At 69.7% G+C, this 26200-nt stretch carries 21 protein-coding genes and 1 pseudogene; 9 read left to right on the top strand and 13 right to left on the bottom strand.

Annotated features, from left to right (window positions below):
• Positions 1 to 8: 8 nt before the first annotated feature.
• From FBF36_RS12920 to FBF36_RS12895, 6 genes are all read right to left on the bottom strand, one after another.
• Positions 9 to 1043: an ABC transporter substrate-binding protein gene (locus FBF36_RS12920; protein ID WP_009397105.1), complete on the bottom strand. Its 1035-nt coding sequence runs from the start codon at positions 1041 to 1043 to the stop codon at positions 9 to 11.
• Positions 1044 to 1237: 194 nt separating this feature from the next.
• Positions 1238 to 2185: an ROK family glucokinase gene (locus tag FBF36_RS12915; RefSeq protein WP_009397107.1), complete on the bottom strand. Its 948-nt coding sequence runs from the start codon at positions 2183 to 2185 to the stop codon at positions 1238 to 1240.
• A gap of 196 nt (positions 2186 to 2381) precedes the next feature.
• Positions 2382 to 3245, bottom strand: coding sequence for a DsbA family protein (locus tag FBF36_RS12910; RefSeq protein ID WP_009397109.1), 864 nt, complete (start codon positions 3243 to 3245; stop codon positions 2382 to 2384).
• A gap of 202 nt (positions 3246 to 3447) precedes the next feature.
• Entirely contained in the window at positions 3448 to 3957 is a 510-nt protein-coding gene (locus tag FBF36_RS12905; protein ID WP_009397110.1) for a fluoride efflux transporter FluC, read from the bottom strand.
• Positions 3954 to 4535: a fluoride efflux transporter FluC gene (locus tag FBF36_RS12900; RefSeq protein ID WP_225792390.1), complete on the bottom strand. Its 582-nt coding sequence runs from the start codon at positions 4533 to 4535 to the stop codon at positions 3954 to 3956. Before FBF36_RS12900 ends, FBF36_RS12905 begins: the two co-directional genes overlap by 4 nt.
• Entirely contained in the window at positions 4528 to 6219 is a 1692-nt protein-coding gene (locus FBF36_RS12895; protein ID WP_009397113.1) for a DUF2079 domain-containing protein, read from the bottom strand. The genes FBF36_RS12900 and FBF36_RS12895 overlap by 8 nt, the downstream gene beginning before the upstream one ends.
• Positions 6220 to 6299: 80 nt before the next feature.
• Between FBF36_RS12895 and FBF36_RS12890 the strand changes: the two genes are divergently transcribed.
• The 3 genes from FBF36_RS12890 to FBF36_RS12880 all read left to right on the top strand — a co-directional run bounded on the left by FBF36_RS12890 (position 6300) and on the right by FBF36_RS12880 (position 10592).
• Complete coding sequence (locus tag FBF36_RS12890; protein ID WP_009397114.1) at positions 6300 to 7769, top strand: amino acid permease; 1470 nt, start codon at positions 6300 to 6302, stop codon at positions 7767 to 7769.
• Positions 7766 to 8635 carry an inositol monophosphatase family protein gene (locus FBF36_RS12885; RefSeq protein WP_009397115.1) on the top strand — a complete coding sequence of 290 codons (870 nt, stop codon included), beginning with the start codon at positions 7766 to 7768 and terminating at the stop codon, positions 8633 to 8635. The genes FBF36_RS12890 and FBF36_RS12885 overlap by 4 nt, the downstream gene beginning before the upstream one ends.
• 121 nt (positions 8636 to 8756) lie before the next feature.
• The gene (locus tag FBF36_RS12880) at positions 8757 to 10592 is read left to right on the top strand and encodes an alpha/beta hydrolase (protein WP_009397116.1); all 1836 of its coding nucleotides are present in this window, start codon (positions 8757 to 8759) and stop codon (positions 10590 to 10592) included.
• Positions 10593 to 11525: 933 nt separating this feature from the next.
• Here the strand turns inward: FBF36_RS12880 and FBF36_RS12875 are convergent.
• A complete protein-coding gene (locus tag FBF36_RS12875; RefSeq protein ID WP_138137715.1) occupies positions 11526 to 14483 on the bottom strand; it encodes a lysylphosphatidylglycerol synthase transmembrane domain-containing protein in 2958 nt (985 codons plus the stop codon).
• 85 nt (positions 14484 to 14568) lie between these two features.
• On the opposite strand from FBF36_RS12875, the gene FBF36_RS12870 reads away from it, so the two are divergent.
• Both FBF36_RS12870 and FBF36_RS12865 read left to right on the top strand, forming a co-directional pair.
• Positions 14569 to 14712 carry a transcriptional regulator gene (locus tag FBF36_RS12870; protein WP_318655708.1) on the top strand — a complete coding sequence of 48 codons (144 nt, stop codon included), beginning with the start codon at positions 14569 to 14571 and terminating at the stop codon, positions 14710 to 14712.
• Positions 14713 to 14919: 207 nt separating this feature from the next.
• The gene (locus tag FBF36_RS12865) at positions 14920 to 15924 is read left to right on the top strand and encodes an alpha/beta hydrolase (RefSeq protein WP_138137713.1); all 1005 of its coding nucleotides are present in this window, start codon (positions 14920 to 14922) and stop codon (positions 15922 to 15924) included.
• Positions 15925 to 15951: 27 nt separating this feature from the next.
• On the opposite strand, the gene FBF36_RS12860 is transcribed toward FBF36_RS12865, so the two are convergent.
• Both FBF36_RS12860 and FBF36_RS12855 read right to left on the bottom strand, forming a co-directional pair.
• Complete coding sequence (locus FBF36_RS12860; protein ID WP_009395130.1) at positions 15952 to 16758, bottom strand: ABC transporter permease; 807 nt, start codon at positions 16756 to 16758, stop codon at positions 15952 to 15954.
• Between the two features lie 5 nt (positions 16759 to 16763).
• The gene (locus tag FBF36_RS12855; RefSeq protein WP_225792388.1) at positions 16764 to 17357 is read right to left on the bottom strand and encodes an ABC transporter permease; all 594 of its coding nucleotides are present in this window, start codon (positions 17355 to 17357) and stop codon (positions 16764 to 16766) included.
• A 49-nt stretch (positions 17358 to 17406) separates the two neighbouring features.
• On the opposite strand from FBF36_RS12855, the gene FBF36_RS13615 reads away from it, so the two are divergent.
• Complete coding sequence (locus FBF36_RS13615; RefSeq protein WP_225792387.1) at positions 17407 to 17571, top strand: hypothetical protein; 165 nt, start codon at positions 17407 to 17409, stop codon at positions 17569 to 17571.
• Between the two features lie 52 nt (positions 17572 to 17623).
• Here the strand turns inward: FBF36_RS13615 and FBF36_RS12850 are convergent, their stop codons facing one another.
• On the bottom strand, positions 17624 to 18688 hold the full coding sequence (locus tag FBF36_RS12850; protein WP_009395134.1) for an ABC transporter ATP-binding protein: 1065 nt from the start codon (positions 18686 to 18688) through the stop codon (positions 17624 to 17626).
• A 144-nt stretch (positions 18689 to 18832) separates the two neighbouring features.
• On the opposite strand from FBF36_RS12850, the gene FBF36_RS12845 reads away from it, so the two are divergent.
• Together FBF36_RS12845 and FBF36_RS12840 are read left to right on the top strand one after the other, a co-directional pair.
• On the top strand, positions 18833 to 20365 hold the full coding sequence (locus FBF36_RS12845) for a sensor histidine kinase (RefSeq protein WP_138137706.1): 1533 nt from the start codon (positions 18833 to 18835) through the stop codon (positions 20363 to 20365).
• 127 nt (positions 20366 to 20492) lie between these two features.
• Positions 20493 to 21227: a response regulator gene (locus tag FBF36_RS12840; protein ID WP_009398174.1), complete on the top strand. Its 735-nt coding sequence runs from the start codon at positions 20493 to 20495 to the stop codon at positions 21225 to 21227.
• 10 nt (positions 21228 to 21237) lie between these two features.
• Here the strand turns inward: FBF36_RS12840 and pulA are convergent, their stop codons facing one another.
• The 3 genes from pulA to FBF36_RS12825 form a co-directional block, all read right to left on the bottom strand.
• Positions 21238 to 24162, bottom strand: a complete 2925-nt coding sequence (gene pulA, locus FBF36_RS12835) for a pullulanase-type alpha-1,6-glucosidase (protein WP_138137704.1) — start codon at positions 24160 to 24162, stop codon at positions 21238 to 21240.
• A 220-nt stretch (positions 24163 to 24382) separates the two neighbouring features.
• Positions 24383 to 24652 carry a hypothetical protein gene (locus FBF36_RS12830; RefSeq protein WP_009398182.1) on the bottom strand — a complete coding sequence of 90 codons (270 nt, stop codon included), beginning with the start codon at positions 24650 to 24652 and terminating at the stop codon, positions 24383 to 24385.
• 3 nt (positions 24653 to 24655) lie between these two features.
• Positions 24656 to 25654 carry an SPFH domain-containing protein gene (locus FBF36_RS12825; RefSeq protein WP_009398183.1) on the bottom strand — a complete coding sequence of 333 codons (999 nt, stop codon included), beginning with the start codon at positions 25652 to 25654 and terminating at the stop codon, positions 24656 to 24658.
• Between the two features lie 164 nt (positions 25655 to 25818).
• Here FBF36_RS12825 and FBF36_RS12820 point away from each other — a divergent pair.
• A pseudogene (locus tag FBF36_RS12820) lies at positions 25819 to 26123 on the top strand (AAA family ATPase); the annotation flags it as partial.
• Positions 26124 to 26200 lie beyond the last annotated feature (77 nt).

The following is a 26200-nucleotide window of genomic DNA, read 5'->3' as shown; positions in this document are numbered from 1 at the left end:
CCTGGTACTCACTTCACCTTGCCCGCCGCGGTGGCGATGAGCCCCACGTACTTCTCGATGCCCCACGGGATCGACAGCGGGCCGGGGTTGGTGGAGGCAGCCATCGGATCGCTATTGCCCACGAAGGCGACTGCGCCGTTCTTGATGGCGCGCACCTGGCTCAGGAGGCTGTTGGCCTGCATGGCGGCCAGGTCGGACTCGGTGCCGTACATGACGATGAGGTCGAAGTCGTTGAGCGAGTCCGCGTTCTCGGTGGAGATGTCCACATTGAAGGCCGAGGCGTTCTCCTTGGAGGTCTTCTCCACGGAGGCCGGCACCTTCATCCCCAGGTCGGGCAGGAAGGCGGTACGAGGGTCGGCGGTGGTGTAGTAGCCGAACTTGGTCGCATCGCCTTCGGCGGTGTAGCAGAAGGCAGCGGCCTTGCCCTTGATCTGCGGGTGCTTGGCGACGGCATCGGCCACCTGCTTCTCCAGGTCAGCCACAAGCGTGTCGCCCTCGGTCTTTTTGCCGACGGCTGTGGCGTTGATCGCGATAGTCTCGCGCCAGGGTGTGCCCCAGGCGACCTTCGGGTAGGCCACGGTGGGGGCGATCTTGCTCAGCGTCTCGTACTCCTCCTTGGACATGCCGGAGTAGACGGCCAGGATGACCTCGGGCTTGGTGGCGTTAACGGCTTGGGGGTTGATCTTGACGCCACCGTCGTCGTCGAAGAGCTTGGGCTGGGCGGCACCGTTAGCGGTCAGCTCGTCGACCTTCTCCTTGGTCCAGGGCAGCATGCCGGAGCCGTCGGTCACTCCCCAGGTCTGCTTGGAGAAGCCCAGCGGCATGATGCCCAGCGCCAGGAGGACGTCCTGGTTGGCCCAGGCAACGGTGGCGACCTTGGTGGCGTCTGCGGGAACCTCGGTGGTGCCGTAGACGTGCTTGATCGAAATGGTCTTGCCGGAGGTGGTGGACGATGCGCTCTTGGAGCGGCCGCAGGCCGCCAGGAGAGTGGTAGTGGACAGGGACGCGGTGCCAAGGATGAATGACTTGCGTGAGACGGTCACGAGGCCTCTTCTCTGGTAGAGCCGATCAGGAGAGATCGGTCGAACAGGCTGACGCTAACCGAGGTAAGGCATACCTAACAATGGGAGGGTCGGTGCAATAGCGCACGCTGACGCCGCGTCATCTCGCGAGGTTCCCGTAAGAGCCTGGATGGCTGCTGGTTTCCAGGCCGACCCGAGGATGGTGCCCGGGTGGTTCAGGGCTGGCGGGCCAGATCCGCGGCGCCGACCAGTCCGGCCTCCTGGCCGCCCTCGGCCAGGACCACCGGGATGGTGGGGCGGTGGGTGCCGGCCGTGAGGTTCTCATCGAAGGTCTTGCGCGTGGGGGCGAGCAGGATGTCGCCGGCCTCGGCCAGGCCGCCGGCGATGACGACGACCTCGGGGTCCAGCAGCGCGCACATGTCCGCCAGCCCCACTCCCAGCCAGTGGGTGAGCTGCTCGTAGCACTCCAGGGCCGCCTGGTCCCCCTCACGAGCGGCCGCGGTGACGGCCTTGCCGGAGATGTGCTCCGGGTTGCCTCCGGAGAGCTCGATGATGCGGGCCGCGTAGCCGGGGCGGAACTGCGCCAGCTCCCAGGCGTTGACACCCAGGGCCGTGCCGGCGCTGTAGCGCTCCAGGCACCCGCGCAGGCCGCACCCGCAGGGGCGCCCGCCGGGGACGACGGTGAGGTGCCCGATCTCCCCGCCGAATCCGGCAGCCCCGCGCAGGAGGTGGCCGTCGACGATGATGGCCCCGCCGACGCCGGTGCCGATGGCCACGATGAGGGCGTTGCGCTTACCTCGGGCCGCCCCGAAGCGGGCCTCGGCCCAACCGAAGGCGTTGGCGTCGTTCTCGACGACGACGGGAAGGCCCACACCCTCGGAGATGACGTCGCCGATCCGCATGCCGGTCCAGTCCAGGTTGGTGCCGTGCGCCATCGTGTTGCGGTCGGCGGACACGAAGCCCGCCGCCCCGATGCCCACGGTGGCCACGTCGGGGAAGTCCTCCCGCAGCCGGTGCACCACCGTCGTGATCGTGTCGATGATCGCCTGGCGGCTGAAGGCGGGGGAGTCGCGCCGAATCGTCTGAAGAACCTTTCCGTCGTCGTCGACGACGCCGGCCGCGATCTTCGTTCCGCCGACATCCACTCCGATGCTCAGTGCCATGCTCGCGCTCCTTGGTGAGACGACCGTTGGTGACGTTGCGGTTCGCGTCATTGCCCGTCAGACGATCGATGGGACAGGTGGTGGAAGAATAGCCTCCCCCGGCCCGCCGTCGTGGCGAGTCGGGGCATGAGCCCTGGGGTGGGATGGGCGCGCGTGCGCCGCCCGCGCCCCCTCGTTGTTCTTCTCCGCGTCGTGGTCAGTTCGCCGACGCCGGTGCCGCGGGGCGCGTGGCTCCCTTGGTTCCCTTGGCCTCCTTGGCCTCCTTGGCCTCCTTGGCCTTGGCGGCCTGGCTCTTGACGACGGCCGTCATGTAGTCGGCGTCCTTGTAACCGCTGATGTAGGTCTCGCCCACGATCATGAACGGGGTTCCCTGAATGCCGATGGAGTGGACATGGTTGGTGGACTCGGAGACGGCCTTGACGGTCTCCGCGGCGGTCATATCGGCGCGGAACTTCTTCAGGTCCGGCACCCCGGCCTTCTTGGCGAAGGCGACCAGCGAGTCCTCGGTGTAGGTCGGGTGGCCCTGGGGGTCGGCGGCGGCGTAGACGGCGTCGTGGAACTCCCAGAACTTGCCCTGCTTGGCGGCGGCCCGCCCGGCCTGAGCGGCCAGGGGCGAGGTCTCGCTGATCTGAGCCAGGTCACGCCATTCAACGCGCAACGTGCCCTGTTTCACCAGCTTGTCCAGCTCGGGCTCGACCTTCTGGGCGAACTGGGTGCAGTAGGGACAGGCGAAGTCGGAGTAGATGACCATGACGACTGGTGCGTCGACCTTGCCCTTGGCCTGGCCGTCGGCCGGGTCGCGGTGGGTCTCGGAGTGGATGAGCTCCAGGGTCTGCTGGTCGACGACCGGAGGAGCCGGTACGGGCTCGGGGGCCGCGGTGGCGGAATCGGAGGCGGAGGCCTGGCTGGTGGCGGCGGCGCCATGGCGCCGGGAGGCGACGTTGTGCAACAGCGCCGCGGCGAGGACGCCCAGGATGACGGCGATGACCACGAGGGTGATGACCGTGGCGCGGTTGGTCCTCGACCGAGTCGGCGTCGAAGAAGACGGCTGAACACTCATGGCAGCGAGTCTGTCAGAGGAGGTACGCCCCGCAGTACGCCACATAAGGCTGGTGAGAGCACAGTTCGTCACAGGCGTCTCAGGTTGGTCTCGGACCGACGTCGTCGCGCACACGTCGACCGAATCTTCACAGGCGACACGTATACGCGTCGTTTTTGAAGATTCGGTCGACGTGAGTCGGGGTTCCCGGCCGGGAACCGCCCTAGCGCAGTGCTGCTCCGGCAGACAGTCCGAGTCCGACGGCACCCAGGGTCGCCGCCGTCATGAGGGCCGCGTGCACGAGGGCCGGCCCCCACCGCCCCGCCAGCAACAGACGCGCCCCCTCGACACAGGCCGTGGAGAAGGTCGAGTAGCCGCCCAGGAACCCGGTCCCCAGCACGGTCAGCGCGGCGGCGGCCCAGCTCCCGGAGCGCGGCGGGCCTCCCGCCCGGCCCACGAGCAGGCCCATGAGGAGGCAGGCCGTCACGTTGACGACGACCGTGCCCCACGGCATCCGCAGCATCCAGGGGGTCTGCGGTATCCGCGGCGCCCGCACCCCGGGACGACGCCGCTGCCAGGCGCCCGCTGCGGTGTCCTGGACGACTCGGTTGCTGAGGCGGCTGACGGAGGTGTCCACGCACCAGCGGCAGGCCGCCCCCACCCCGCCGGCCATCGCCAGGGGGAGCCAGTCGACGAGCCAGGTCCCCAGTCCTGTGGCAGCGGTCCCGCTCATGGCACCTCCGGGAGGATGCTGCCGTCCGGGCGGCCCGGGCGGTGCAGCTGACCGGCCAGCCACAGCCCGAGACCGGCCGTCCCCAGTCCAGCCGCCATCGACCCCACCAGGTAGACGGCGCCGAGGACCGGGTGACCGGCGTCCCCGCCGGAGGTCAGGAGCCGATGGCTCTCCAGGATGAAGGTCGAGTGCGTCGTCAGCCCTCCCAGCACCCCTGTGCCCAGGGCCAGTCGCAGGCGGGGGCGTCCCTCGCCGAGCGCCCCGAGCAGCAGCCCCAGGGCCAGGGCCCCGACCACGTTGAGGGCCAGCGTCGTCACCGGTAGGTGCCCGGGCGCTGCGGGCCAGGCCCGCTCCAGAGCCGCGCGCACCAGAGTGCCCGTGCAACCGCCGGCGGCGACCAGGGCCAGGGAGGCGGCCACGGACGGAGCCCGCCCGACCACCGGCGAGGAGCCCTCAGCGACCGTAGGTGAGGGCTCAGCTCCCGGATCCGTGTTGATGACAGCCCCCGGTGGGGGAACACATTCGGCCCCGGAGGCGTCGTGGGTCCCAGCATCGGCACCGGGACCGACCTCAGCCATTGCGCTTGGCGATCTGGTAGCCGTCCTTGTTGAAGATGAGGGAGTAGTCGGCCCCCTGCTTGGAGTGCTGCTCGCCCCAGGTGGCGGCGTTGGTGGTGCCCCACTGGCTGGAGCTGTTCCGGCTCATGACGATGTACTCCTTGTCGGGGCCGCTCGTGCCCACCCAGGAGACCTCGGCCCGGGGCACCAGGTAGGCCAGCAGCGACAGGTCGGTGACCACCGTGGCCCCCTCGGGGATGGTGGCGATGACCTCGCGGGCGACGGCCACCCGATGCGTCTCGGGTCTCTTCGCCTCGTCGGTCTCCTTGGCCTCGGCGCTGAGCGGGTCGAACTTCTGGTCGGTGGCCTTCCACAGCGGGAGGTAGGGACTGGTCAGGACCCCGGTGGCCACAACGATGAGGATGCTCGTCGCAACCACGAAGCGGTGCCGCAGCGGCACCGTGAGCCAGGTGGGGAAGGCTGCCGGGTGCCGGCGGGGACTGTCGACGTCGGACTCGTCGGCTCCGGCGCCCTCGCCTTCGGCGGCCTCGACTGAGGAGTCCATGACCGCCCGGCCGTCGACCCCCACCTCCCTGACGGGGCGGTCGGCCGCGTAGGAGCCGTGCATCCGGCGCCGGGCGACGACGTCGAGCAGCGCCCCCAGCGCGATGGGCATGAGGGTGGCGTTGTAGTGCCAGTTGTCCCACACCCAGTAGAACTCCACCGACCCCAGGAACCTCCACGCCAGCGTCGGCAGCACCACGAGCAGCCACGGTGAGGTGACCCCGATGATCCCGCTGGTGAGGATCAGCATGACGACCACCTTGACCTTCTGGGTCAGGGCGTCCGGCGACGTGGGCTTGTCCTGCGAGCTCAGCCCGTAGTCCCACACCCCGTTGATGTTGAAGGCCGGCAGGAACACCAGGATGGAGAAGAGGAAGGTCGCGATCCCGCCGACGATCATGCCCACGCCCAGGCGCAGTCCCCGACGCCGGTTGCGGGCGGCATCGGCCTCAGCGGCCTCAGCGGCCTCAGCGGCGTCGTCGGGGTCGTCGGCTCCGTGGACACCGGGCCGGATGACCGTGCACGTGCGGTACCAGGCCGGGACCAGCGAGGTGAGGATGACGGCCACCCCGATCATGAGCACCGTCAGCCCCATGTCCTCCTTGACCAGGACCAGGGGCGCCGACCAGGCCGTCACCGCCACCCAGCGCCGCTCCACGAAGGCCACCGAGGCGTAGGCCAGCATCGGCATCGCGAAGGCGATCTCATGGAACTGGGCCTCCACTGCCCCCTGCATTCCCCAGGACAGGACGTAGACGAGCCCCAGCGCGCCGGCCACCCACTGATTCGTCAGCCGGCTGGCCAGACGGGTCAGCGGCCAGGCCGAGACCGCCAGCAACAGGTCCTGGGTGATGAGCAGGCTCAGGGGCGTGGGGAAGAGCCGCCAGATCGGCCCGAGGAGAAGGAGGATCGGGTGGAAGTGGTCACCCAGGAGGTTGTACCCATCACCCTTGACCGGCACGATCGGGGCCTGGAAGTGGGCGTAGGCCTTGGCCAGCTCGGAGAAGATCGCCAGGTCCCAGCTGGGCACCGGTTTCATCGTCTCCCACTGGACGATCGAGTAGTAGATCATCACCCAGGCGCCGATGACGACGACGATCACGGCTGGAATCGAGTGGCGGATCTGCTCCTTGAGGTTCACGGCGCCGAGCCTACCCGTGTGAATCGGGGATGAACCTCGTACCGCTAGGCTCGTGGCGTCACCCACGATCAGGAGACGAGATGCCCCACACGCCGCCGCCCGCCGATTCCGCCTCGGCGGTCGAGCCCTCAGAGTCGCCTCAGCGGCCTGACCTCGACCAGATGGTGGACCACGACGCCGAACCCCGGCTCCAGCGCCACCTCACCAACCGCCACGTCCAGCTCATCGCCATCGGCGGGGCCATCGGAACCGGGTTGTTCATGGGGTCGGGAAAGACGATCTCCCTGGCCGGCCCCGGTGTGTTCCTCGTCTACGCGGTCATCGGCGCCATCCTCTTCCTGGTCATGCGGGCCCTGGGCGAGGTGCTGCTGTCCAACCTGTCCTACAAGTCCTTCGCCGACGTCGCCCACGACCTCATCGGGCCGTGGGCCGGCTTCTTCGTGGGCTGGACCTACTACGTGTGCTGGCTGGTGACGGCTGTGGCCGAGGTCATCGTCATCACCGGGTACGTGAGGTACTGGTGGCCGCACCTGCCGCTGTGGATCACGCCGGTGGTGACCGTGATCCTGCTGTTCGGCCTCAACCTCGCCACCGTCAAGGCCTTCGGGGAGATCGAGTTCTGGTTCTCCATTATCAAGATCGTGGCCATCATGGCGCTCGTCGTCGTCGGCGTCCTCATGGTGCTGCGCGGGTTCACGGCACCCAACGGCGCCCACGCCCAGATCTCCAACATCTGGAGCGGAGGGTTATTCCCCAACGGTGCGAGCGGGTTCTTCGGGGCCTTCCAGATCGCCATCTTCGCCTTCGTGGGCACCGAGCTCGTAGGGACCGCGGCCGCCGAGGCCAAGGACCCGGAGGTCACCCTCCCGCGGGCCATCAACGCCATCCCGGTGCGCATCGTCCTGTTCTACCTGGGGGCCCTCGCAGCCATCATGGCCGTCACACCGTGGCAGGAGATCAACCCCGAGGACAGTCCCTTTGTGGCCATGTTCGCCCTGGCGGGGCTCGGCGTGGCAGCCAGCGTCGTCAACTTCGTGGTGCTCACGGCCGCGGCTTCGTCGGCCAATTCCGGGGTCTACTCCACCTCCCGGATGCTCTTCGGCCTGTCCTGGGCGGACAACGCCCCCCACATCTTCCGCAGGCTGACGACACGTTCGGTGCCGGGAGTGTCCCTGGCCGTCACCTGCGCCAGTCTGCTCACCTCGATCCCGTTGCTCTACACCTCCAAGTCCATCATCGCGGCCTTCACGACGGTGACCACGGTGGCCAGCGTCTTGTTCATCCTCGTGTGGTGCATCATCGTTGTGAGCTACCTGCGGTTCCTCACCCTGCGGCCCGAGCTGCACCAGGCCAGCACCTTCCGCCTGCCCGGTGAGCGCGGGGCGGCCTGGCTGTGCCTGGGCTTCTTCGCCTTCGTCATCTGGACCCTCACCCAGGCCCACGACACCCGCATCGCGGTCTTCGCCTCGCCCTTATGGTTGGTGGTTCTGGGGGTGGCCTGGTTCGTCCACAGCCACCGACTCGCCAGGCAGCAGGAGCCCCAGTCGTGAGTGCCAGTGGCGGCGGGTCAGCGACCCCGAAGCCGTCAGAGGGGCCGACGACGTCGGCCTCCCTGGAGGAGCTGCTCGCCCGCGGGGTGGGTGCGGTCCGCCAGGCGGCCGCCTTCGCCCTGGATCCGGGTGAGGACCTGCGGGTCGAGGCCAAGGCGCACCGCAACGACCTGGTCACCCAGGTCGACCGCGGCGTCGAGGAGCGCATCGCCGGCCACCTGGAGGCCACCGGTGTCCCCATCCACGGCGAGGAGGCGCACCGCGTCCAGGACTTCGAGACCTACCGCGGGCCGGCCTGGGTGCTCGACCCCATCGACGGTACCCTCAACTATGTGGCCACCCACCGCGACTGGGCCATCTCCCTGGCCCTGGTCGACGACGGCGTACCCACGGTGGCGGTCCTCGCCGACCCCGTGGCCGACCGGCTCTACACGGCCATCCGCGGGCGGGGCGCATGGGTCCAGCCGCTCCGGGCGGAGGCGGCGGGTAACGATGGTGCGGCGCCGCGGGCTCTGGGGCGGGTGGAGGACCTGCCCTTGAGCGAGGGCATGCTCATCGCCCACTACCAGCTCACGCAGGACGCGGGTATCGGAAGGGCTATCGGGGCCTCACGCGGGATGCGCTGCTACGGGGCGGCCGCCCTGGAGATGGCGGAGGTGGCCGCCGGTGGCGCGGTCGTCTACGCCCAGCCGCGGCTCCATCCCTGGGACGTCGCGGCCGGTGCGCTGCTGTGCTCCGAGACCGGCGCCATTCTCACCCGGATGGACGGGGCGCCCTTCGACGTGCGCCGTGCCGGCTCGCTCCTTGTGGGTACCCCGACCGCCCACGCCGAGGTGCTGGAGCACCTGCGCGCCGTCGGCGACTGAGGCCCGCAGGGGCGGGGCCGCTCCTTGCGGGCGTGCTGTATGTCGAGCGTTCGAGGGGGAGAGGGTACGAACGCGTGACTTACCCTACGAACACATGGGGGACACAGGTGGTATTCGTAGGATGCCGGGCATGACAAGAACAGTAAGGCAGCGCCCGGTCGATTCAGGGCGCGCCATCGCGGCGCAGGCGTCCGCGCAGTCCTCGATGGCAGGCGGCTCGCCGCGCCGTCGTCGCACGGGCATCGGTGTCCTGGCGGTCCTCGTCGGCGGGTGCCTGAGCGCTTGCGGGACGGGACTGGCCCCCGCAGCGGGCGGCTCGGCCACCGTCGCGGGCCCGATTCCTTCCGGCCTGGAGTCTTTCTACCGCCAGGCCGTCAACTGGTACCCCTGTGCCGCCACCGACGGCGTGGAGAAGGCCTCCGAGAAGACCGCCCAGGCGAGTGCCTCCATGACGGCCGCCGCCACGGCCTCGGCGCAGGCAACCGCCACCCCGAGCTCGGAGAGCGCGACCGACGCGACCGGGACGGCCGACTCCTCCGAGGAGACCGACACGGCCACCTTCAGCTGCGCCGTCATCACCGTTCCCCTCGACTACGCCAACCCCAAGGGCGAGACCATCTCGATCGCCGTGAAGAAGCGCGCCGCCACCGGCGGCCACTCGCAGGGCGCCCTGTTCATCAACCCCGGTGGCCCCGGTGACTCCGGGGTCTCCTTCGCCGAGCGGGCGGGCAACGCCTTCAGCCCCGATCTGCTCAGTGCCTACGACATCATCGGCTTCGACCCGCGCGGGGTTGGCTCCTCCACGGCCATCACCTGCTCCAGCGACGACGACTCATCCTCCAGCCCCGCCGAGCCGTCGGCCACGGGTACGCCGTCCGCAGGCAGTACGCCCTCCGCGGGGACCGCCTCGGGCGGCGAGTCCTACGAGGAGTGGGCGGAGTCGACCCGGCAGTCCTTCCAGGAGCTGTCCAAGCAGTGCGGATCCAATACCGAGCCCGCCGCCCTGCTCGACCACGTCGACACCGTCTCCGCGGCCCGGGACCTCGACATCCTGCGGGCGCTGGCCGGTCAGGAGAAGCTGAACTACCTGGGCTTCTCCTACGGCACCTACCTCGCCTCCGTCTACGCCGAGACCTTCCCCGGCAACACGGGGCGCATCGTGCTCGACGGCGCCATCGACCCCTCCCTGTCCCTCGCTGAGCAGGGACTGGGGCAGGCCAAGGGCTTCGAGCAGGCGCTGCGCACCTACGTCGACTACTGCCAGTCCTCCAGCGGCTGCCCGCTGAGCGGCGGCACCGACGCCGGAGTCCAGCAGATCCGCGACCTCATCACCTCCGCCAACAGCACCCCCCTGGCGACCGGTGACCCGAAGCGCACCGTGACCGGCGCGGACATCGTCACTGCCCTGAGCGAGTACCTCTACACCACCGAGCAGAACTGGCCGCCTCTGACCAAGGCCCTCGACCAGGCCATCAACCACCGCGACGGCTCGGCCTTCGCGGCCTCCGAGGAGCAGGATTCCTCCTCGAAGGATGACGGCGGCGGCGCCTTCCAGGCGATCACCTGCCTGGACTACCCGGTGGAGGGTGACACGACGACCTGGGCCGCTCAGTACGAGCAGGCCAAGCGCGAGGCCCCGATCTTTGCGGACTCCGCGGTCGGCATGGACCTGGTGTGCAGCGTGTGGGGGCACAACGGGACCCGCAAGCCCGCGCAGATCCACGCCCGCGGCGCCGCGCCGATCCTCGTGGTGGGCACCACCGGGGACCCGGCCACTCCGTACGCCTGGTCGAAGTCCCTCGCCGAGCAGCTCGACTCCGGCCAGTTGCTGACCTGGGAGGGCAACGGGCACACCGCCTACGGCGGCGACGCCTCCTGCGTCAACGACGCCGTCGACGCCTACCTGATCTCCGGCACCATGCCCAAGAAAGGACTGACCTGCCACGGCAACGAGTAGGCGCGTAGTCATCGAGTCAGCGGGCGGGCCGAGGTGCACTCTGTACTCGGCCCGCCCTTCTGGCCGTGCCTCATGTCTTGCGTTGGTGAGGCGGAAGGTGCGACCTCGCGAACACGAGATGGAGAATCCATCGCTCTATCAGTAGGACAAGGAATGCGCTCAGGACTAGTAGCCCGATGGCGATCCGGCTGTGCACAATGCATGCATGTGGTAAGCCTTCAGTGTGCTCTAGGTTGCTATCAAGCATGAAAGAATAGCTGTTTCCGCAGAGAACGATATCGCCACTCGCGTTCGTGGTGTGCGCATCAACCAGTGTGTACATCCATAGATACGTCATAATGCCGATTGATATCGTACTGATGGGCGTTCGCCAACGTCGGCGGATTTCTTGCTGGTTGGCGCCTCGAACGATCCTTCTCCACCAAGGTAGAGCGCCAGCAATGACAATAAGTGTGCCGAACGTGACGTTGACGACTATTCCTCCCAAACTTCCAGGAGACACTGACTACTGCTCCCTAACTTTCGCGCTGGAGTCCATACCACTTTATGTCTGTTTTCTGTTGTGCTGTGGCAAAATTGATGGACAAACTAAGTGGCAAGTTACTTCTGTTTGGTGTTTTTTGGGAGATGAGTGGTTCATTGTGGAGAGTTCGCGGCGTCCCAGAGATTCTACCGCGCTCAGGCGGCGCCCTTGAGCTCGGGCCGGGCGGGGTGCCGCCGTGACCCAGGACTGAGACGGGTGTGCTCCACGAGCCTCGGGTCGTACCGGCCGGGGGTTGTGCGTACTGCACCAGCCCCCCACCTACGGGGAGTGCACCCGAGCCTTCCCCAGTAGCCCCCGACCCTCGTGCGGTACGGGTGAGGTGTTCGCGGGACCTGGCTGCGGCTCGGCGCGCTGGTTGTAGCGGGCGCTGTGCCCCGTCGTCGGCGGGCCTACAGGTCCCCGACCTTCTGGAGGCGCTGGAGGCTGAGCCAGCCCACCGGGATCGGGATCCAGAAGGTCACCAGGCGGTAGACGATCGCCGTGGACAGCGCCACCCCGTAGGGGACGCCGGCGGCGACGAGCCCGGCGGTCAGGGCGAGCTCGACCGGCCCGATACCGCCGGGGGAGGGCACGATCGAACCCACCGTGTTGGAGGCCAGGTAGGTGATGGCCAGGACCGCGAAGGGCACCGTGTAGCCGAAGGCCCACAGGCTCGCGCTGAAGGACAGGATGTAGGACAGGGTCAGCATGAGCGCGCCGCCCACGCCCAGAGCAAGACGCATCGGATTGGACATGACCCACACGAGCCGCGGCCACACCTGGCGGTAGGTGGGCTCGATCTTGGCCCACGCCCAGGTGCGCGCCTTGGGGATGGTCAGGATGACCGCCGCCACCACGACGACGGCGCCCGCCGCCACCAGGACCCAGCCCGACGGCAGGGTCAGTCCCGTGGACTGGCCGGTCATGGCCGCCAGCACCACGAGCAGCACCACGGTGACGACGAACTGGACCACCTGGACCAGGGCCACCGTAGCCACGCCGACCGCAGTGGGCACCCCCTTGCGGTTGAGAAAGCGCAGGTTGATGGCCGCGCCGCCCACACCGGCCGGGGCCACGAGCGAGACGACGGCGCTGGCCAGGTGCACCTCGGTGGAGCGCCACAGGGAGAGCCGCTCGGGGCTGAAGGCCACCAGCGTGAGCCCCGCGCCCACGTATGTCGCCACCGAGAAGGCCAGGGCCGCCAGCATCCACCAGACATTGGCCTGCGAGACGGCGGTGGAGACCTGCTGGAAGTCCAGCTGCGCCAGCAGCGTCCACACCGCCACCAGCGCCACCACGGCCATGAGGACGGTGCGCGTGGAGAAGCGGTTGAGGCGGGCCGGCTCGGCGTCGGCCGTGGGGGTGAGCGCCACGAGGGCGTCACGCAGGTCCTGGAGGACCTGTCGGTTCGCGCCGCGCCGCCCCATGACCTCGCGGGTCTGGCGCGGCAGCACCACCCGCTGAAGCATGGGGGCGATCGAGGCCAGCTGCGCGGTGGTCAGTGAGCGGGAGGCGGCGTCGATGGCCCGCTCGGCGCCGACCGTCAGCGCCGTCAGTGCCAGTGCCTGAGCCAGGTCCACGCGGCGGGAGAGCTCGGAGGAGATCGTCTCGCCCGAGGCCCAGTCCAGGAGCCACAGTCGCCCGGCCGCATCGACGACGACGCTCGAGGCGTCGATGCTCCCGTGGGCCAGACCTGCGGCGTGAGCGCGCTGGAGCTGGCTCCACAGCTGGTCCAGGACGTCGTCGTCCACCTCGGCCCCCAGGTCGCTGATGGACCGGGCGCCGACGACGTGATCGGTCACGAGAAGCACGGACTCGGCGGCCTCGGCCATACCCAGCAGGCCGGGGGTGCGCACGCGGGCGCGGCGGGCCTCCATCGTCATGAGGGCGGCGTGCTCGGCGGCCGGGCGCAGGGACAGGTCGCGGGTGGGGGACAGGCCCCTGACGCGGATCTGGTCCCAGATGTTGGAGAGGAACCCGGCCACCTGCCGGTCGGCGTCGAGGAGGGTGACGTTGCGGCGCTCGCCGGCCGAGTCCCACACGGCGTACATCCGGTGGACCGAGGCCCGCTCCTGGGACAGGGCGTCGCTGGAGGCCTCGGCCAGGACCGCGGCCAGATCGACGTCGGCGGCCGGCCTGATCGTGTTCGCGCCCGCTGCGCCGCCCGGGCCCGCCGTGTCTGACGGTGTCGGGTCGAGGGGGGAGGCGGGCGTCCCGCTCGATGGACCAGTGGCCGCGTCGGTGACCTGTCCGTCGGCGGGGGTGGAGACGTCCCCGGTGGGGGGCTCGAGGCTCGCCGGCTCCTCCGGGGGCGGGTCCGGCGGGTTCTCGCGCGCCTGCTCGCGCACCTGCTCGGTATAGCCCAGGGGGGCGTCGGTGGTGACGACCCAGGCGCGCGCCTCAGGGGCACGGTCCATGCGGACCACGCGCACGGCGTCGATCCCGGCCCGGCGCAGGGCGCGCACGAGCGTGACCCCGTGGGCGCGGCGGTCCTCCACGCCGAAGACGTAACGGACCAGCAGGCCGACGACGCGGCCCAGCAGTAGTGACAGCACCGCCCCCGGCAGAGTCAGGGCGCCGCGCAGGACGGCCATGCCGAGGACCACCAACAGGGCCGCCCAGCCCGAGCGCATCACGGTCGAGCTGTTGCGGTCGCCGGCGCCCGTGAGCAGACCCGCCATGGAGGCGAAGACGGTGGAGACGCCCAGCTGGGCGGTGCCCGAGGCGGTGACCGTCAGTCCCATGACCAGGGCGGTGGGGCCCCAGGCCACGAGACCGGTCATTGCGGCGGCGGCGACCGAGTGGCCGGCGATCCCCGACAGGACGGCCTGGCCGCAGGAGCGCCAGGAGCGGCGCAGGAGGCGGTCCAGCAGGACGGCCAACGGCACGATGAAGGTGGTCAGGCCCTCAATGGTCTGCAGGGGGAAGACGAGGATGCGGCGCAGCACCACCGCCAGGGCGTTCTGGACGTCCTGGGTGACGCCGGTGGTGGTCTCGCGGGCGTAGATGGCCAGAACGAGGACGGCGAAGATGCCCAGAAGCGTCAGGGTCAGGTCGAGCAGGTCCTCGGTGCGGCGCAGGCGGTGCGCGGTGGTGTCCACCAGGAGCGTCGTCGAGCGGGGCGTGGTGTGGTCGGAGGTCGGGGTGGGCTCGGCCATGGGGGCGACCCCGATGACGGGGAGGCCGACCGGCGAGGTGGAGGCTGACTCGGCCGAAAGTGCCGAGGTCGCGGAGACGGCTGACGGGCTGGGGGCCGCAGGTTCCTGCTGGACGACGGCTGTGGGGGGCTCGCTGGGAGGCTCGGTGACCGTCGAGGCGTGGTCGAGGTCGCCGACCGGCGGAGGCGAGCCTGGTGCCGCATCTGTCATGACGCCGATTCTAAGGGGCGTGCCTGTGCAAACCCTCGTACGCCGGAAGGAACCGCGCGGCAACGGGTGTCCTACTCGAAGTAGTTTGCGACGCAAACTAAAGAGGGCCGACTACCAGAACAAGACCTGCTCCGGGCGCAGTCCTGCCACCTACCTGGCGCTGACTTCTGAGGGGCGGGTCGCCTTCGAGCGCTACGTGCGCAATCTGCGTGCCCTGCTCGACGGCTGAGCTCTCGGGGAGTGGACTTCGACAGGGGGTATTATTAACCGCTTGGTTGGCGTATAGTGTGAATCAGGTCTCATAGGTGGGTGCCGATGGCGGTGCCTTCGTGAGGCCCTGTTGCAAGGGTCGGCCGGTGTCCGTCGGCCGACCGGACCTCGGGGCGGGCGGTCCGCCCCGCCAATCCCGTCACTGTCGACCACCCAAGGACACGCCATGCCTCTCAGTGCACAGACCACACCCACCGACCCTCCAGCCCACCTCCGGCCCGGCCACGTCTACGCCCACCGGCTCAGCCGACGGACCCTGCTCAAGGGGGTGGGCGGGCTCGCCGCCGCCTCCGTCATCGGGGGCGGCGCCGTCGTCGCCGGATCGGCCCCGGCGCAGGCCGCCCTCACCGTGGCCGAGCACGAGGACCACGGCCGCATGCAGTACTACAAGCTGGCCACGTCGTCGGTCGGCTTGCTGCCGAGGGTCAACGTGCTGCTTCCCGACGGCTACGACATCTCGCGCCGCTACCCGGTGCTCTTCCTGCTGCATGGCGGCGGTGAGAACTACTCGACCTTCGACACGAAGTACGACATCCGCAACCACACCGCAGGCCGCGACCTCATCGTCGTCATGCCCGACGGCGGGGCGGCCGGCTGGTACTCCGACCCCGAGTCCTCCAACGTGGGGCCGCGCAACTGGGAGACCTTCCACATCAAGGAGCTCATCCCCTGGGTCGATGCCACCTTCTCCACCACCGGGCAGGCCTCCGGCCGCGCGGTCTCCGGCTTCTCGATGGGTGGCTTCGGGGCCTTGAAGTACGCCGCGAAGCACCCCGAGCTCTTCGGGTCGGTCTCCAGCCACTCGGGGCCGGCCGACCTGCGCATCCAGGAGGGTGCGGTGGTCCACTGGGCGAACTTCACCGCCGGCGCCACCGACCTCAAGGGCGGCACCATCTACGGGATTCCGTGGGACCAGGCGCGGGTGAGTGCCGACAACCCGGTCGAGCACGTGGAGAGCTACCGCGGCAAGCGCGTCTTCCTGGTCTCCGGTACCGAGAGCGATCGCTACGAGAGCGTCGTCCTGCCCAGCCAGCAGCGCTTCGGGAAGGCGCTCGACGATGCAGGCATCAGCTACGAACGCTACGAGGACACTGGCGCCCACGTTGTGCGCTGGGGCCGCATGCGACAGGACATCGACTCCCTGCTCAACCACTTCGCCAAGGCCGGGTGAGAGCTGGGCGGGTGCGCTGGGTTGCTGCTAGCGCACGCCGCCGGTTCGGCGGGCGACGAGGACCAGCAGACCCCACATGACAGCGCCCACGCCGACGGTGGAGAGCAGGAGAGGAAGCGTGCTCGCCGCGTCCAGTTCCCCGGCCGTCGTCATGGCTGTCGATCCCAGAGACAGCGTCATGCTGACAAGCCCTTGGGGAGTGGCGTAGGCCAGAGAGCTCTGTGCCGCTAGCAGGCCGAATCCGATGACGCAGCCGACGAAACCCAGTGCCACCGGTGCGGCGAAGGACCGCATGAGCATGCTCAGTAGTGACTGCAGGGCGATGAGCGGGATGATGCTGACCACTGCCAGCAGATTTGAGGCGACGATGGTGCCGGGCATTGCGGGACCGAGACCCATCACGAATGCTCCTGAGATCCATGCCAGCACGATGAACGCCACTTGCATGGTCAGCACCGGAAGCAGAATGACCAGGGTCTTGGCGAGAACGACGGACACCGGGGAGTGCGCGGAGGTCCGCATGGCGTTCCAGCTCGTGCCCCGGTGCTCCATCCGCCAGGCGGCGGAGGCCAGCAGGGCCACACCCAGCGAGCAGAAGAACATCGAGTAGAACAAGGATATCTGGGATGTCAGAACTCCCCATTCCGCGGAGAAGTCCCCCTGATTTCGGTAGAAGTTGAAGGTGCCGGTGACAACTGCGAGCAGCGGCAGCAGGACGGCCACCACCCACACCGAGGAGCGCTTGAGCTTGATGATCTCGGAGGCCAGCAGGGACGGGAAACCACCGTTGCCCGCGCTGCGGGCCGTGGCGGGGGTACGTGCAGGAGTGCTCACGGGGGCTACCTCTCGATCCTGTTGAGCCGGTGGGTGACAACGGTGAATATGAGGGCTGTCAGGATGAGGAATCCGGCGATCCACCCCGCCGGGACGTCAATGTATGTGACGGCCGTTTGAGAGCCTGTGGAGGCGCTCCTGGCGGCGGGAGTGATGAGGGCGTAGTACCCCCAGGGGGTCCATCGGACTATCTCCGGTGGTACGAGCAGGGTGAAGATTCCGATGAAGCCACTGAGCAATCCTGTGCTCATGACGATCAGCTGGTTCTCCACCACAGTTGCGAGCCACAGGAAGTAGGCGCACGTGGCCAGGTCCACGCAGATGAGGAGGGTCGTGTAGGTGGCCCAGGGGCCGACATCGAGCGCTACCGTCAGTCCTCTGAAGCGGGCGAGCATGATGATGCCCAGACTCTGAACCGTCACGGCTGGGACGATGAGGAGTGACAGCGCCGCGAGCTTGGCCCGGCACAGGGTCCCCGGTGTCAGGCCGGAGGTGGCGGCCAGGTTCCAGCCGGAGCCGGTGTGCTCGATATCCGTCTGCCGACTGGCGAGCACCGAGACGAGGATCGGCCCGATCATCGCGTTGTAAAAGCACGTCATCAGTAACAGCCGTGCCCACGGCATCGCACTCGGGTCGTGGAGGAAGGCCGTGAACGATGTGCTGAACAGGTTCATGCTGCACAAAGCCGCCGATGTGCCGACGATCAGCGTCGTGATCAAGGGCGTGCGCAGCCGACGCATCTTGAGGATCTCGACGCCCACGGCCGTCAGGAAGCCAGGTGCGGATGACTGCCGGGAACCGGTCGAGCCATGATCCGAGGTTGGAGCAGCAACGGCGGGGACGGAGGAGAGTGCGGCGCTGGTCGTCACAGCACACCTCCGCGACCGGTGAGGTCCATGAAGACGTCCTCGAGGCTCTGGGCCTCGCGCCGTACCTCGTGTAGCTCGACGCCGGCGGTCACGAGCCGGTTGATGAGCTCGGCGACCGCCTCCTTCGACATCCCCGGAATGCGCACGCCCTGCGGCACCAGTGCCGGACCGCTTGGCTGACCGGACGCGCCGGGAGCCTGAGCCGGCACGAGCCCGGCCAGGATCTGAGGGTTCAGGACGGCTTGCGGCGTCGGGGTGACGACGAGGACGTCCGGTACCGAGCGCTCCATGAGCTCGGCGCGCGTGCCCTGGAAGACGAGGCGGCCGGCCGACAGGATGCCGAGTGTGGAGGCCATGCGGTCGATCTCGTCGAGCAGGTGGCTGGAGACCATGACGGTGACGCCCTCGTCGGAGAGCTCGACCAGCAGCCGGCGCACCTCCTCGGTGCCGGCCGGGTCCAGGCCGTTGGTGGGTTCATCGAGGATGAGCAGCTCGGGCTCCCGGGCCAGCGCCAGCGCGATGCCGAGGCGCTGCTTCATGCCCAGTGAGTAGGTGCGCACCAGGCGGTCCTTGTGCTCGGTCAGACGTACGAGCGCCAGGGCGCGGCTGACCTGCTGGTCGCTCAGTCCCTGCATCTTCGCCGCGATCCGCATGTTCTCCGCGCCCGTGAGATGGCCGTAGCCGGGTGGGTTCTCGATCATGGAGCCGGTGCGTGACATGATCTCGGCGCGTGTGGCGGGGCTGAAGGGCCGCCCGAGCACGCTGATCCGCCCGCGCGTGGGCGCCAGGAGTCCCAGCAGCATCTTCATCGTGGTTGACTTGCCCGAGCCGTTGGGGCCCAGGAAGCCGTAGACGCTCCCGCGCGGCACCACGAGGTTGAGTCCCTCAACGACAGTGCGCTTGTCGAAGGTCTTGGTGAGGTCGTGGGTGAGGACGACGGCGTCGGAGGCCGCCGCTCCGGGGTCCGGTCCGCCGGCCTGCGGGAGGGGAACCGGAGGGGCGGTCCGGGCTGGCTGAGGCGGCGCTGAAGGCGCTGGTGGGATGCGATGCGAAGTCGTCATGGGAACAAGGCTGCTCGTACCGGGTCGGGCGATCATCAGCCCGTGGTCTGCTTCTGGAACCGGTGACATGGCGAGGCTCATACCCGGGTATGAAATCCCGGCGGCGCCCTCTGGGGCTCCCGATCGCGACGGTACGGTTCAGGCATGAGAAAACGGCTGGGTCGCGAGGCGGCGCGGGCGGACTCGGTGGCACCCGCGCCGACGTCGGCCGGGCGTGTGCCCCCGGCGGGTCCGATCTCGGCCGCCTGGCGCGACCTGCGCTCGGCCCGGTGGACGACGACGTCCGACGTCATCATCGCGCTGGCCTTCTTCTTCCTGCTGTGCATCGGCCGGCCCGACTCGGCTCCATGGCTCATCGAGGGGGCGGGGCCGGTGCTCCACTCCCTGCTGGTGGGGGCCTGCGCCCTGGCTCTGGTCGTCCGGCGCCACTCCCCGCTGCTCTTCGTCCTGGTGGCCGGCATCTGCCTGAGCGCGCACCTGGTGCTGTTCACGGAGTTCTCCGTCTTCTTCGTCGTGACCGGCTTGATCGCGGTGGAGACGACGCAGTCCCGCCTGGAGGCGCCATGGCGATGGGTGGCGCTCGTCCTCGAGCTCGTGGGCGTGGGCCTGGCGACGGCGCGCGTGCACCACCTCATCGGTGGCTACATCCACGCGGGTGAGGCGCGGATGGTCGTCGTCGTCAATATCTGGCTGGTGACGATGGTGACGGCCTTCGTCGGCGCTGCGCGGCGCCGCAGCCGCGACCGCTACAACCGGGCCCTCGAGCGGGCCTCGGTGCTCGAGGCGCAGCAGGCCGCTGAGCGGCGCCTCGCAGTCATTGAGACCCAGCAGCGCATTGCCCGTGACGTCCACGACCTGCTGGGCCACAGCCTCACCGTCATCGCCATGCAGGCTGAGGGCGCCCGCGCCATCCTGGCCACTGACCCGGCCGCAGCCGACGAGGCCCTGGCCGTCATCGGGGAGACCTCCCGCCGCTCCGTCGACGAGGTGCATGCCCTGGTCGACATGCTGCGTTCCGATGTCGATGCCGGTGCTGACCCTGACGACCGCACCAGCAGCGACAGCGACACCGGTTCCGGGGCCACCGGCACCGTCGAAACTGTCGATGCCGGCATCGGTGCCTTGGCCGGAAGCGGTGTGGCGGCGTCGGGTCATGAGGATCGCCTGGAGCTTGTGCGCGAACCGGTGCGTCAGGCGCAGCGGGCGGGACTGCCCGTCACCCTGGAGACCGACCTGGATGGCGAGATCCCGCCGAATATGGTGCAGGTCCTCCACCGGGTGGTCCAGGAGTCGCTGACCAACGTGCTGCGCCACGCTCCTGGGGCGGACACGAGCGTCTCGTTGTGCACCGGGGCTGGCCTCGTCGTCCTCGTCGTTGAGAACACCCCGGTCCCGGAGCCGCCGGCCGGAGACGCGGACCCTGCGCCGAGGACCGACGACCGTTTGTATCGTCAGGACATCGGGGAGCAGACGGACGCCGTGCCGGCGGAGGCGCCGCCCGGGTCGGCCACTGCGCTCCGCCCCGCGGCGAGCGTCTCCGAAGGCACGAGGCACCGCGGCTTCGGCCTCGTCGGTATGCGCGACCGGGTCGCCCAGCTCGGAGGCACCTTCACTGCCGGCCCCGCCCCTGAGGGTGGATGGAGGGTGGTGGCGGAGCTCCCCTCTGATCCAGAATGAGAGCCGATTCCGCCCATATGGTGAACCTCGCAGGGCGTCGTCGGCACTTCGTCAGTACAAAACCGCACAAGCCGACCCTGAAGGGCGGATACTTCCGTTGAGTTGATGTCGGGAAGGGGAGGTGCCTGTGATCCGCCTGGGTCTGGCCGATGATGAGCCGCTGTTCACCATGGGGCTGGCCATGCTGCTGGGGGCGCAGCCGGATATGGAGGTCGTCTGGCGCGCCGTCGACGGCAACGACGCCCTCAGGCGCAACGATGACGACCCCGTCGACGTGCTCCTCCTCGACGTCCAGATGCCCGGGCTGGACGGACTCGCCGCGACCCGCGAGCTCATGGCCCGCGGCACCACCGGACGGGTCGTCATCCTGACCACCTTCGACACCGACGGCTACGTCATGGGTGCCATCGAGGCCGGTGCAGCCGGCTTCCTGCTGAAGAACACCCCGCCCCAGGACCTCATCGCCGCGATCCGCACCGTTCACGACGGCGACTCCGTCATCTCCCCGGGGCCCACGCGCCGGCTGCTCACCGCCGTGCGCACCGGGCGGGTCAGCGGCGTTCTTCCCGGGGACGGCGCTGGACGCCACGCCTCCGAGGACTCGGTCGAGGCGGTTCGGGCCGCGGAGGCCTCCCAGCAGGTCGCAGGCCTCACCCAGCGCGAGCGCGAGATCTTGGCGCTTATCGCCCTGGGGCTCACCAATCAGGAGATCTGCGACCGGGAGTGGCTGTCCATGCCCACGGTCAAGACCCACGTGAGCCACCTGCTGTCCAAGACCGGCTGCCGCGACCGGGTCCAGCTGGTGCTGCTGGCCCTGCGCGGCGGCGTCGTCGACCTCGCCGACGTCCTGGGCCGGGCCTGAAGGCGATCACTCAGGCCGTCTGCCGCTGCACCAGGACGGCCACGGTGCGCGCGGGCACCGAGATCGTCCCGCTGGTGCGGTCGAAGCCGGTGCGGCGCACCACCTCATCGCCGCCCTCGGCCTGGATGGGGGAGAGGCGGAAGTCCCGCCCCGCCAGCTCGGGCAGCGGCTGGGTGAGCGTCTGACCCGAGGCATTGAAGACCACCAGGACGGCGTCGAGCTCGGGGTCCACGTCGCTCCCGCCCCGGGTGTCGTCGATGAGCATGACGATCACCCCCGCCGGCGCCCCGAAGCCCGCCCCCGGGAAGCTCAGCTTGTCCTGGATGAGGCGGGCCGAGCCCAGGCTGAACAGCGGCGTCGAGGCGCGAAGCCGCAGCAGGTCCAGGGCCTGGGAGCGGGCCGCCGCGATCTCCTCGGGCGAGGGCCGCAGCCAGTCGTCCTGCAGCAGCGGACCCTGGATCGCCCAGGAGCCCTCGTTGCGGCTGGCCGGTGGCAGGCCCCGCCCAAAGCCGTTGGACTGTCCCGTGAAGTCGATGGCGTTGAACCAGTCCCCGGAGTTGTAGGAGTCCCGGTCCAGGGACTTGCTGCGCAGCAGCTCAGTGCCCGCGCTCCAGAAGGCCGGCGACTGCGCCAGCGCCACCGTGGCCAGGCACACCGTGTTCATCCGCACCCGCTCGGCCACCGGCATGCCCTGGGGCAGCTTGTAGGCCAGCAGGTCGTAGAGCGTCTCGTTGTCGTGGGCGTCGACGTAGTTGACGTTCTCCTGGGGGTGGGAGGCGAAGGCCGCCGGCGCGCCGTTGTGGATGAGGTCGATCCCGCGGCGCACCGTCCCGTCGGAGACCGTCATGACATAGTCCTTGAGGTTGCCCGCCAGCCCCAGGCGCACCAGGTCGGTGCGGTGGGCCAGGTCCGCCGACTGATCGTTCCAGCCGCGGTGGTCCAGGCCGCTGGGCTGGGTGAGCAGGCCGGTGCCGAAGCCCTGGAAGACGCGGTGGTCGGGGTCGAAGGCGCCGCCGCCGTGGACCGCGTCGCGCAGGCGGTCGTTGAAGGCGCCGATCCCGGTGCCGTCGAGCTGACCCTGGGTGGCCTGCACGAACAGGGCGTTGCCCGCGACCTCCCCGAAGTTCCAGCCCTCCCCGTACAGGTAGACGGAGCGGCCGTCGACGCCGTCGGCCTCCAGCGTCAGCTCGTCCAGGGCCGCCCGCACACGTTCCATGACGGCGCGCGGGTGGTGGCCCATGAGGTCGAAGCGGAAGCCGTCGACCCGGTACCAGCGCGCCCAGCGCACCACCGAGTCGACCATGAGGCGCGCGCACAGGGCGTTCTCCGTGGCCGTGTTGGCGCAGCAGGTCGAGCTCGTCACCCGTCCCACGGCGTCGAGCCGGTGGTAGTAGCCCGGCACCACCCGGTCCAGGACGCTGCGCGGGTCCTGGCCGCAGGCGGCCGTGTGGTTGTAGACCTGATCGAGGACCACCTGGAGGCCCAGGTCGTGCAGGGCCCCCACCATCTCGCGGAACTCGACGACGCGCGCCCCGCCGTCCTGGTGGCCCTCGGTCGCGTAGGAGCCCTCGGGGGCGCCCCAGTGGAGCGGGTCGTAGCCCCAGTTGTAGGCGTCGTCGTCGGCCACCTCCGCGATGGCGGCCTGCTGGTCGGCCGAGGCGGGGTGCGCGCCGGCGGGGATGCTCGGGGAGCGCTGGGAGCCGCGGTGCTCGGGGATGGTGGCGATGTCGAAGGTGGGCAGCAGGTGGATCGTGTTCATGCCGGCCCGGGCCAGCTCGGCCAGGTGGCGCACGCCCGCCGAGCCTGCCACCGTGAAGGCCCGGTAGGTGCCGCGCAGCTCGGGCGGGACGGTGCCGTCGGCGGCGGAGAAGTCCCGCAGGTGGAGCTCGTAGATGCTGCGGGCCGAGTCGTTGCGGACCGCCGGAGCCCGGGTGGTGGCCCACTGCTCGGGGGCCAGGCGCGGGTCGGCCAGGTCGATGGCGACCGAGCGGGTCGAGTCCGTCGTCAGCGCCGTCGAGTAGGGGTCGGTGACGATGTTGGTCTCCACGCGCCGAGTGGAGGGCACGTAGACCCGCACCTCCCACAGGTACTGGCAGCCGGCAGTGATGGGGGCATCGGGCCGGCTCGTGCCGGGTTCGCTGCCGGGGTTGCTCGTGGTGGTGTCGGCCGGGGAGTCGGGCCGGTTGGCGACGACCCAGCGGCCGTCGCCCGAGCGGATGGCTGGAGTGCGTCTCGGCGGGCCGGGGACCTCGGGCACCGAGCCCAGCGGGTCGCCGGTCTCCCAGGTCAGGAGGGTGACGGCCTGGGCGGTGGGAGCCCACAGGGCGAAGGAGGGGCGGCCATCGTGGAAGGTGACGCCCAGCTCGGCGCGGGTGGCGGCCTCGGCGTAGAGATGGTCCAGGAGGATGGCGGTCTGCACGCCGGTGAAGGCGTCGAGGCGGGCGCCGCTGACGTCGGCGGCCTCGGTGGGGTCCGGGACCCCGACGTACTGGGCGATGGCGACCTGGCCGGTCAGGGCGGAGGCGACGGCGCCGTCGTCGAGCAGGGGCGTGCCGGCGGCGTCGGTCGTGCTCAGGGCGATGTAGCCCTCCAGGTTCGGGTGCGCGGCGAGGATCTCGCCGGGCAGGTTCCCGACGATGCGCAGGGGCGTGAGCGTCGGGGAGGGCATGCCGTCCGCGCCCAGGATCCGGCCGTGGATGGCCGCGGCGCCGCCGTCGGGTGCCGTGATGAGACGCAGGGCGAGGCCGGAGCCGGGGAGGGGGTCGCCGGCGTCAGTGACGATGACCCCGCGGTCCATCCCCCTGGGCAGCAGCGACAGCGGCCACGCCAGGATGGTGGGGGTGACCCAGTAGGCGCGCTGCTCCTCGCTGCCGGCCACGGGCGGGAGGGCCGCGGTGGTGTCGAGTGTGCAGGTGAGCGTGTAGGTGAAGGTCATGGTGGTGTCCTCCCGAGTGGAGGCGCCTTGGTGGGACGCCGCCGGTCCTGCCGGTCGTGTCGCGTGCGGCCCCGTGGCGCGGGGATCGGCAGTGGGGCCGCTCAACTCGTAGTCTCCCCTGGGCGGTGGGGCCCTGTCAGCCCGATGGCGGGAATTGTCCCGCCCGGCCTGCGGACGCCGGACCGGGCACCTCGAGCCCCGGCTGCGGTGGCCGCCTCGTCTACTTGCTGGCCGCGGTAGGGTCGACGGCCTCGCGTGGCTCGGCGGCGCGGTGCTCTCTGCCATCCTCCCCGCCGTCCTTGCGCGGCCGACCCCTCCCGCGCATGGGGGCGGCCTTGACACCGCGTCCGGCGTCGTCGAGCGCGCGGCGCAGCAGGACCTCGATCTGGGCGTTGACCGAGCGCAGGTCGTCCGCCGCCCACTTGGCGATGGCCGCGTGGACGGCGGGATCCAGTCGGAGCAGGACCTGCTTGCGCTCTTTACCGGCCACGGCTCAAGCGTAGAGGGATCCGGTGTTGACGACGGGCTGGGTGCGCTGGTCGGAGCAGAGCACTACCAGGAGGTTGGAGACCATCTGAGCGCGGCGCTCCTCGTCCATGGTGACGATGTCGTCCGCCTCGAGGCGCTTGAGGGCCTGGTCGACCATGGACACGGCGCCCTCGACGATCTGCTCGCGGGCTGCGATGACGGCGCCGGCCTGCTGGCGCTGGAGCATCGCCTGGGCGATCTCGGGGGCGTAGGCCAGCGAGGAGATGCGAACCTCGACGATCTCCAGGCCGGCCAGCGCCACCCGGGCCGCGACCTCGGCCGCCAGCTCGGCGGAGACGACGTCCGTGCCGCCGCGCAGCGAGGTCTCGCCCGGGCCCGGCTCGTCGTAGGGGTGGGTGGTGGCCACGTGTCGCAGCGCGGACTCGGCCTGGGCCCTGATGAACTGCTCGTAGGCCTCGACGGCGAAGACGGCGCGGGCGGTGTCGGCCACCTGCCACACGACGATGGCGGCGATGTTGACGGGGTTGCCGTCCAGGTCGTTGACCTTGAGCTCATGGGTCTCGAAGTTGTGGACCTTGATGGAGACCCTTCTGCCGGAGGTCAGTGGCGGAACGAGTACCAAACCTGTGTGGCGTACGGTGCCGATGTAGCGGCCGAGGAACTGACGCACGCTGGTCTGCCCGGGCACCACGATGGTGAAGCTGCTGAACAACGGGGAGGCGATGAGGAGCCCGACGCTCCCGGCGACGATGTCCAGCACGGCTCCCGGCTCGCCCGCGTCGGCGGCGGCGCCGCCGACGATGAGGAGGGTGATCGATCCGGCGGTGAGCGCCAGGATGAGGAGCATAGCGAGGAAGGCGGGGCCCGAGCCCGCGGCCAGCGCCGGCTTCTCCGTGATGTCGACGCGGCTGGAGGAGTGCTTGGGGGCGTTGACGGACTGGTCCAAGGCGTCGGTGGGAACGGCAGTGGGGGACTCGGTGGGCGGAACGGGGGACGTGGACATGAGAACCTCCTTGAGTTAGCAAAATGATATCTATTTTTTGAAGAGGTGCAAGCGGCACTGTTTATGCGACCTCGCTGATGGACCGATCGGGGTGGTGTGGGCCGGAGGAGTCGGACAGGCGTGCAGCCGGTCTTGATGTCACCGCCAGGTCCTACGCTCGGGGCATGGCTCGTTACGCGCCCGAACCGGACTCGCCCTCGTTGCTCGATGCCGCCGGTCCCGATGGCTCCGGCCTCGTCGACGACCCCGCCCGCTGGCCGGCCGGCTGCGTCCGCGGACGCTTGACGACGTCGTCGGCCAGGACCATCTGCTCGCCCTCGACGCCCCGCTGGGCCGCATGGTCGCCTCCGGCCGCCTGTCCTCGATCATTCTGTGGGGTCCGCCGGGCTGCGGTAAGACGACGGTCGCCCGGCTCCTGGCCGACCGCACCGGCCTGGTCTTCGAGCAGGTCTCGGCGACCTTCTCCGGCGCGGACTACCTGCCCGACGGCGTTGAGCGACAGCCCCTCTACGAGCCCACCGTCAACGGTCACGAGCGCCGTATCCG

Source organism: Actinomyces sp. oral taxon 171 str. F0337 (assembly GCF_005696555.1).
Taxonomy (GTDB): domain Bacteria; phylum Actinomycetota; class Actinomycetes; order Actinomycetales; family Actinomycetaceae; genus Actinomyces; species Actinomyces oris_E.
The sequence above is the reverse complement of the archived record's forward strand: the minus strand, read 5'-3'. Positions and strand labels throughout refer to the sequence as shown.

Coding starts and splice junctions, on each gene's coding strand:
- FBF36_RS12880 (WP_009397116.1), top strand. CDS start 8,757: ATGCCGGGCATGACAAGAACAGTAAGGCAGCGCCCGGTCGATTCAGGG.
- FBF36_RS12850 (WP_009395134.1), bottom strand. CDS start 18,688: ATGACGACTTCGCATCGCATCCCACCAGCGCCTTCAGCGCCGCCTCAG.
- FBF36_RS12905 (WP_009397110.1), bottom strand. CDS start 3,957: ATGAGCGGGACCGCTGCCACAGGACTGGGGACCTGGCTCGTCGACTGG.
- FBF36_RS12855 (WP_225792388.1), bottom strand. CDS start 17,357: ATGACGTGCTTTTACAACGCGATGATCGGGCCGATCCTCGTCTCGGTG.
- FBF36_RS12845 (WP_138137706.1), top strand. CDS start 18,833: ATGAGAAAACGGCTGGGTCGCGAGGCGGCGCGGGCGGACTCGGTGGCA.
- FBF36_RS12890 (WP_009397114.1), top strand. CDS start 6,300: ATGCCCCACACGCCGCCGCCCGCCGATTCCGCCTCGGCGGTCGAGCCC.
- FBF36_RS12900 (WP_225792390.1), bottom strand. CDS start 4,535: ATGGCTGAGGTCGGTCCCGGTGCCGATGCTGGGACCCACGACGCCTCC.
- FBF36_RS12875 (WP_138137715.1), bottom strand. CDS start 14,483: ATGACAGATGCGGCACCAGGCTCGCCTCCGCCGGTCGGCGACCTCGAC.
- FBF36_RS12910 (WP_009397109.1), bottom strand. CDS start 3,245: ATGAGTGTTCAGCCGTCTTCTTCGACGCCGACTCGGTCGAGGACCAAC.
- FBF36_RS12825 (WP_009398183.1), bottom strand. CDS start 25,654: ATGTCCACGTCCCCCGTTCCGCCCACCGAGTCCCCCACTGCCGTTCCC.
- FBF36_RS12865 (WP_138137713.1), top strand. CDS start 14,920: ATGCCTCTCAGTGCACAGACCACACCCACCGACCCTCCAGCCCACCTC.
- FBF36_RS12915 (WP_009397107.1), bottom strand. CDS start 2,185: ATGGCACTGAGCATCGGAGTGGATGTCGGCGGAACGAAGATCGCGGCC.
- pulA (WP_138137704.1), bottom strand. CDS start 24,162: ATGACCTTCACCTACACGCTCACCTGCACACTCGACACCACCGCGGCC.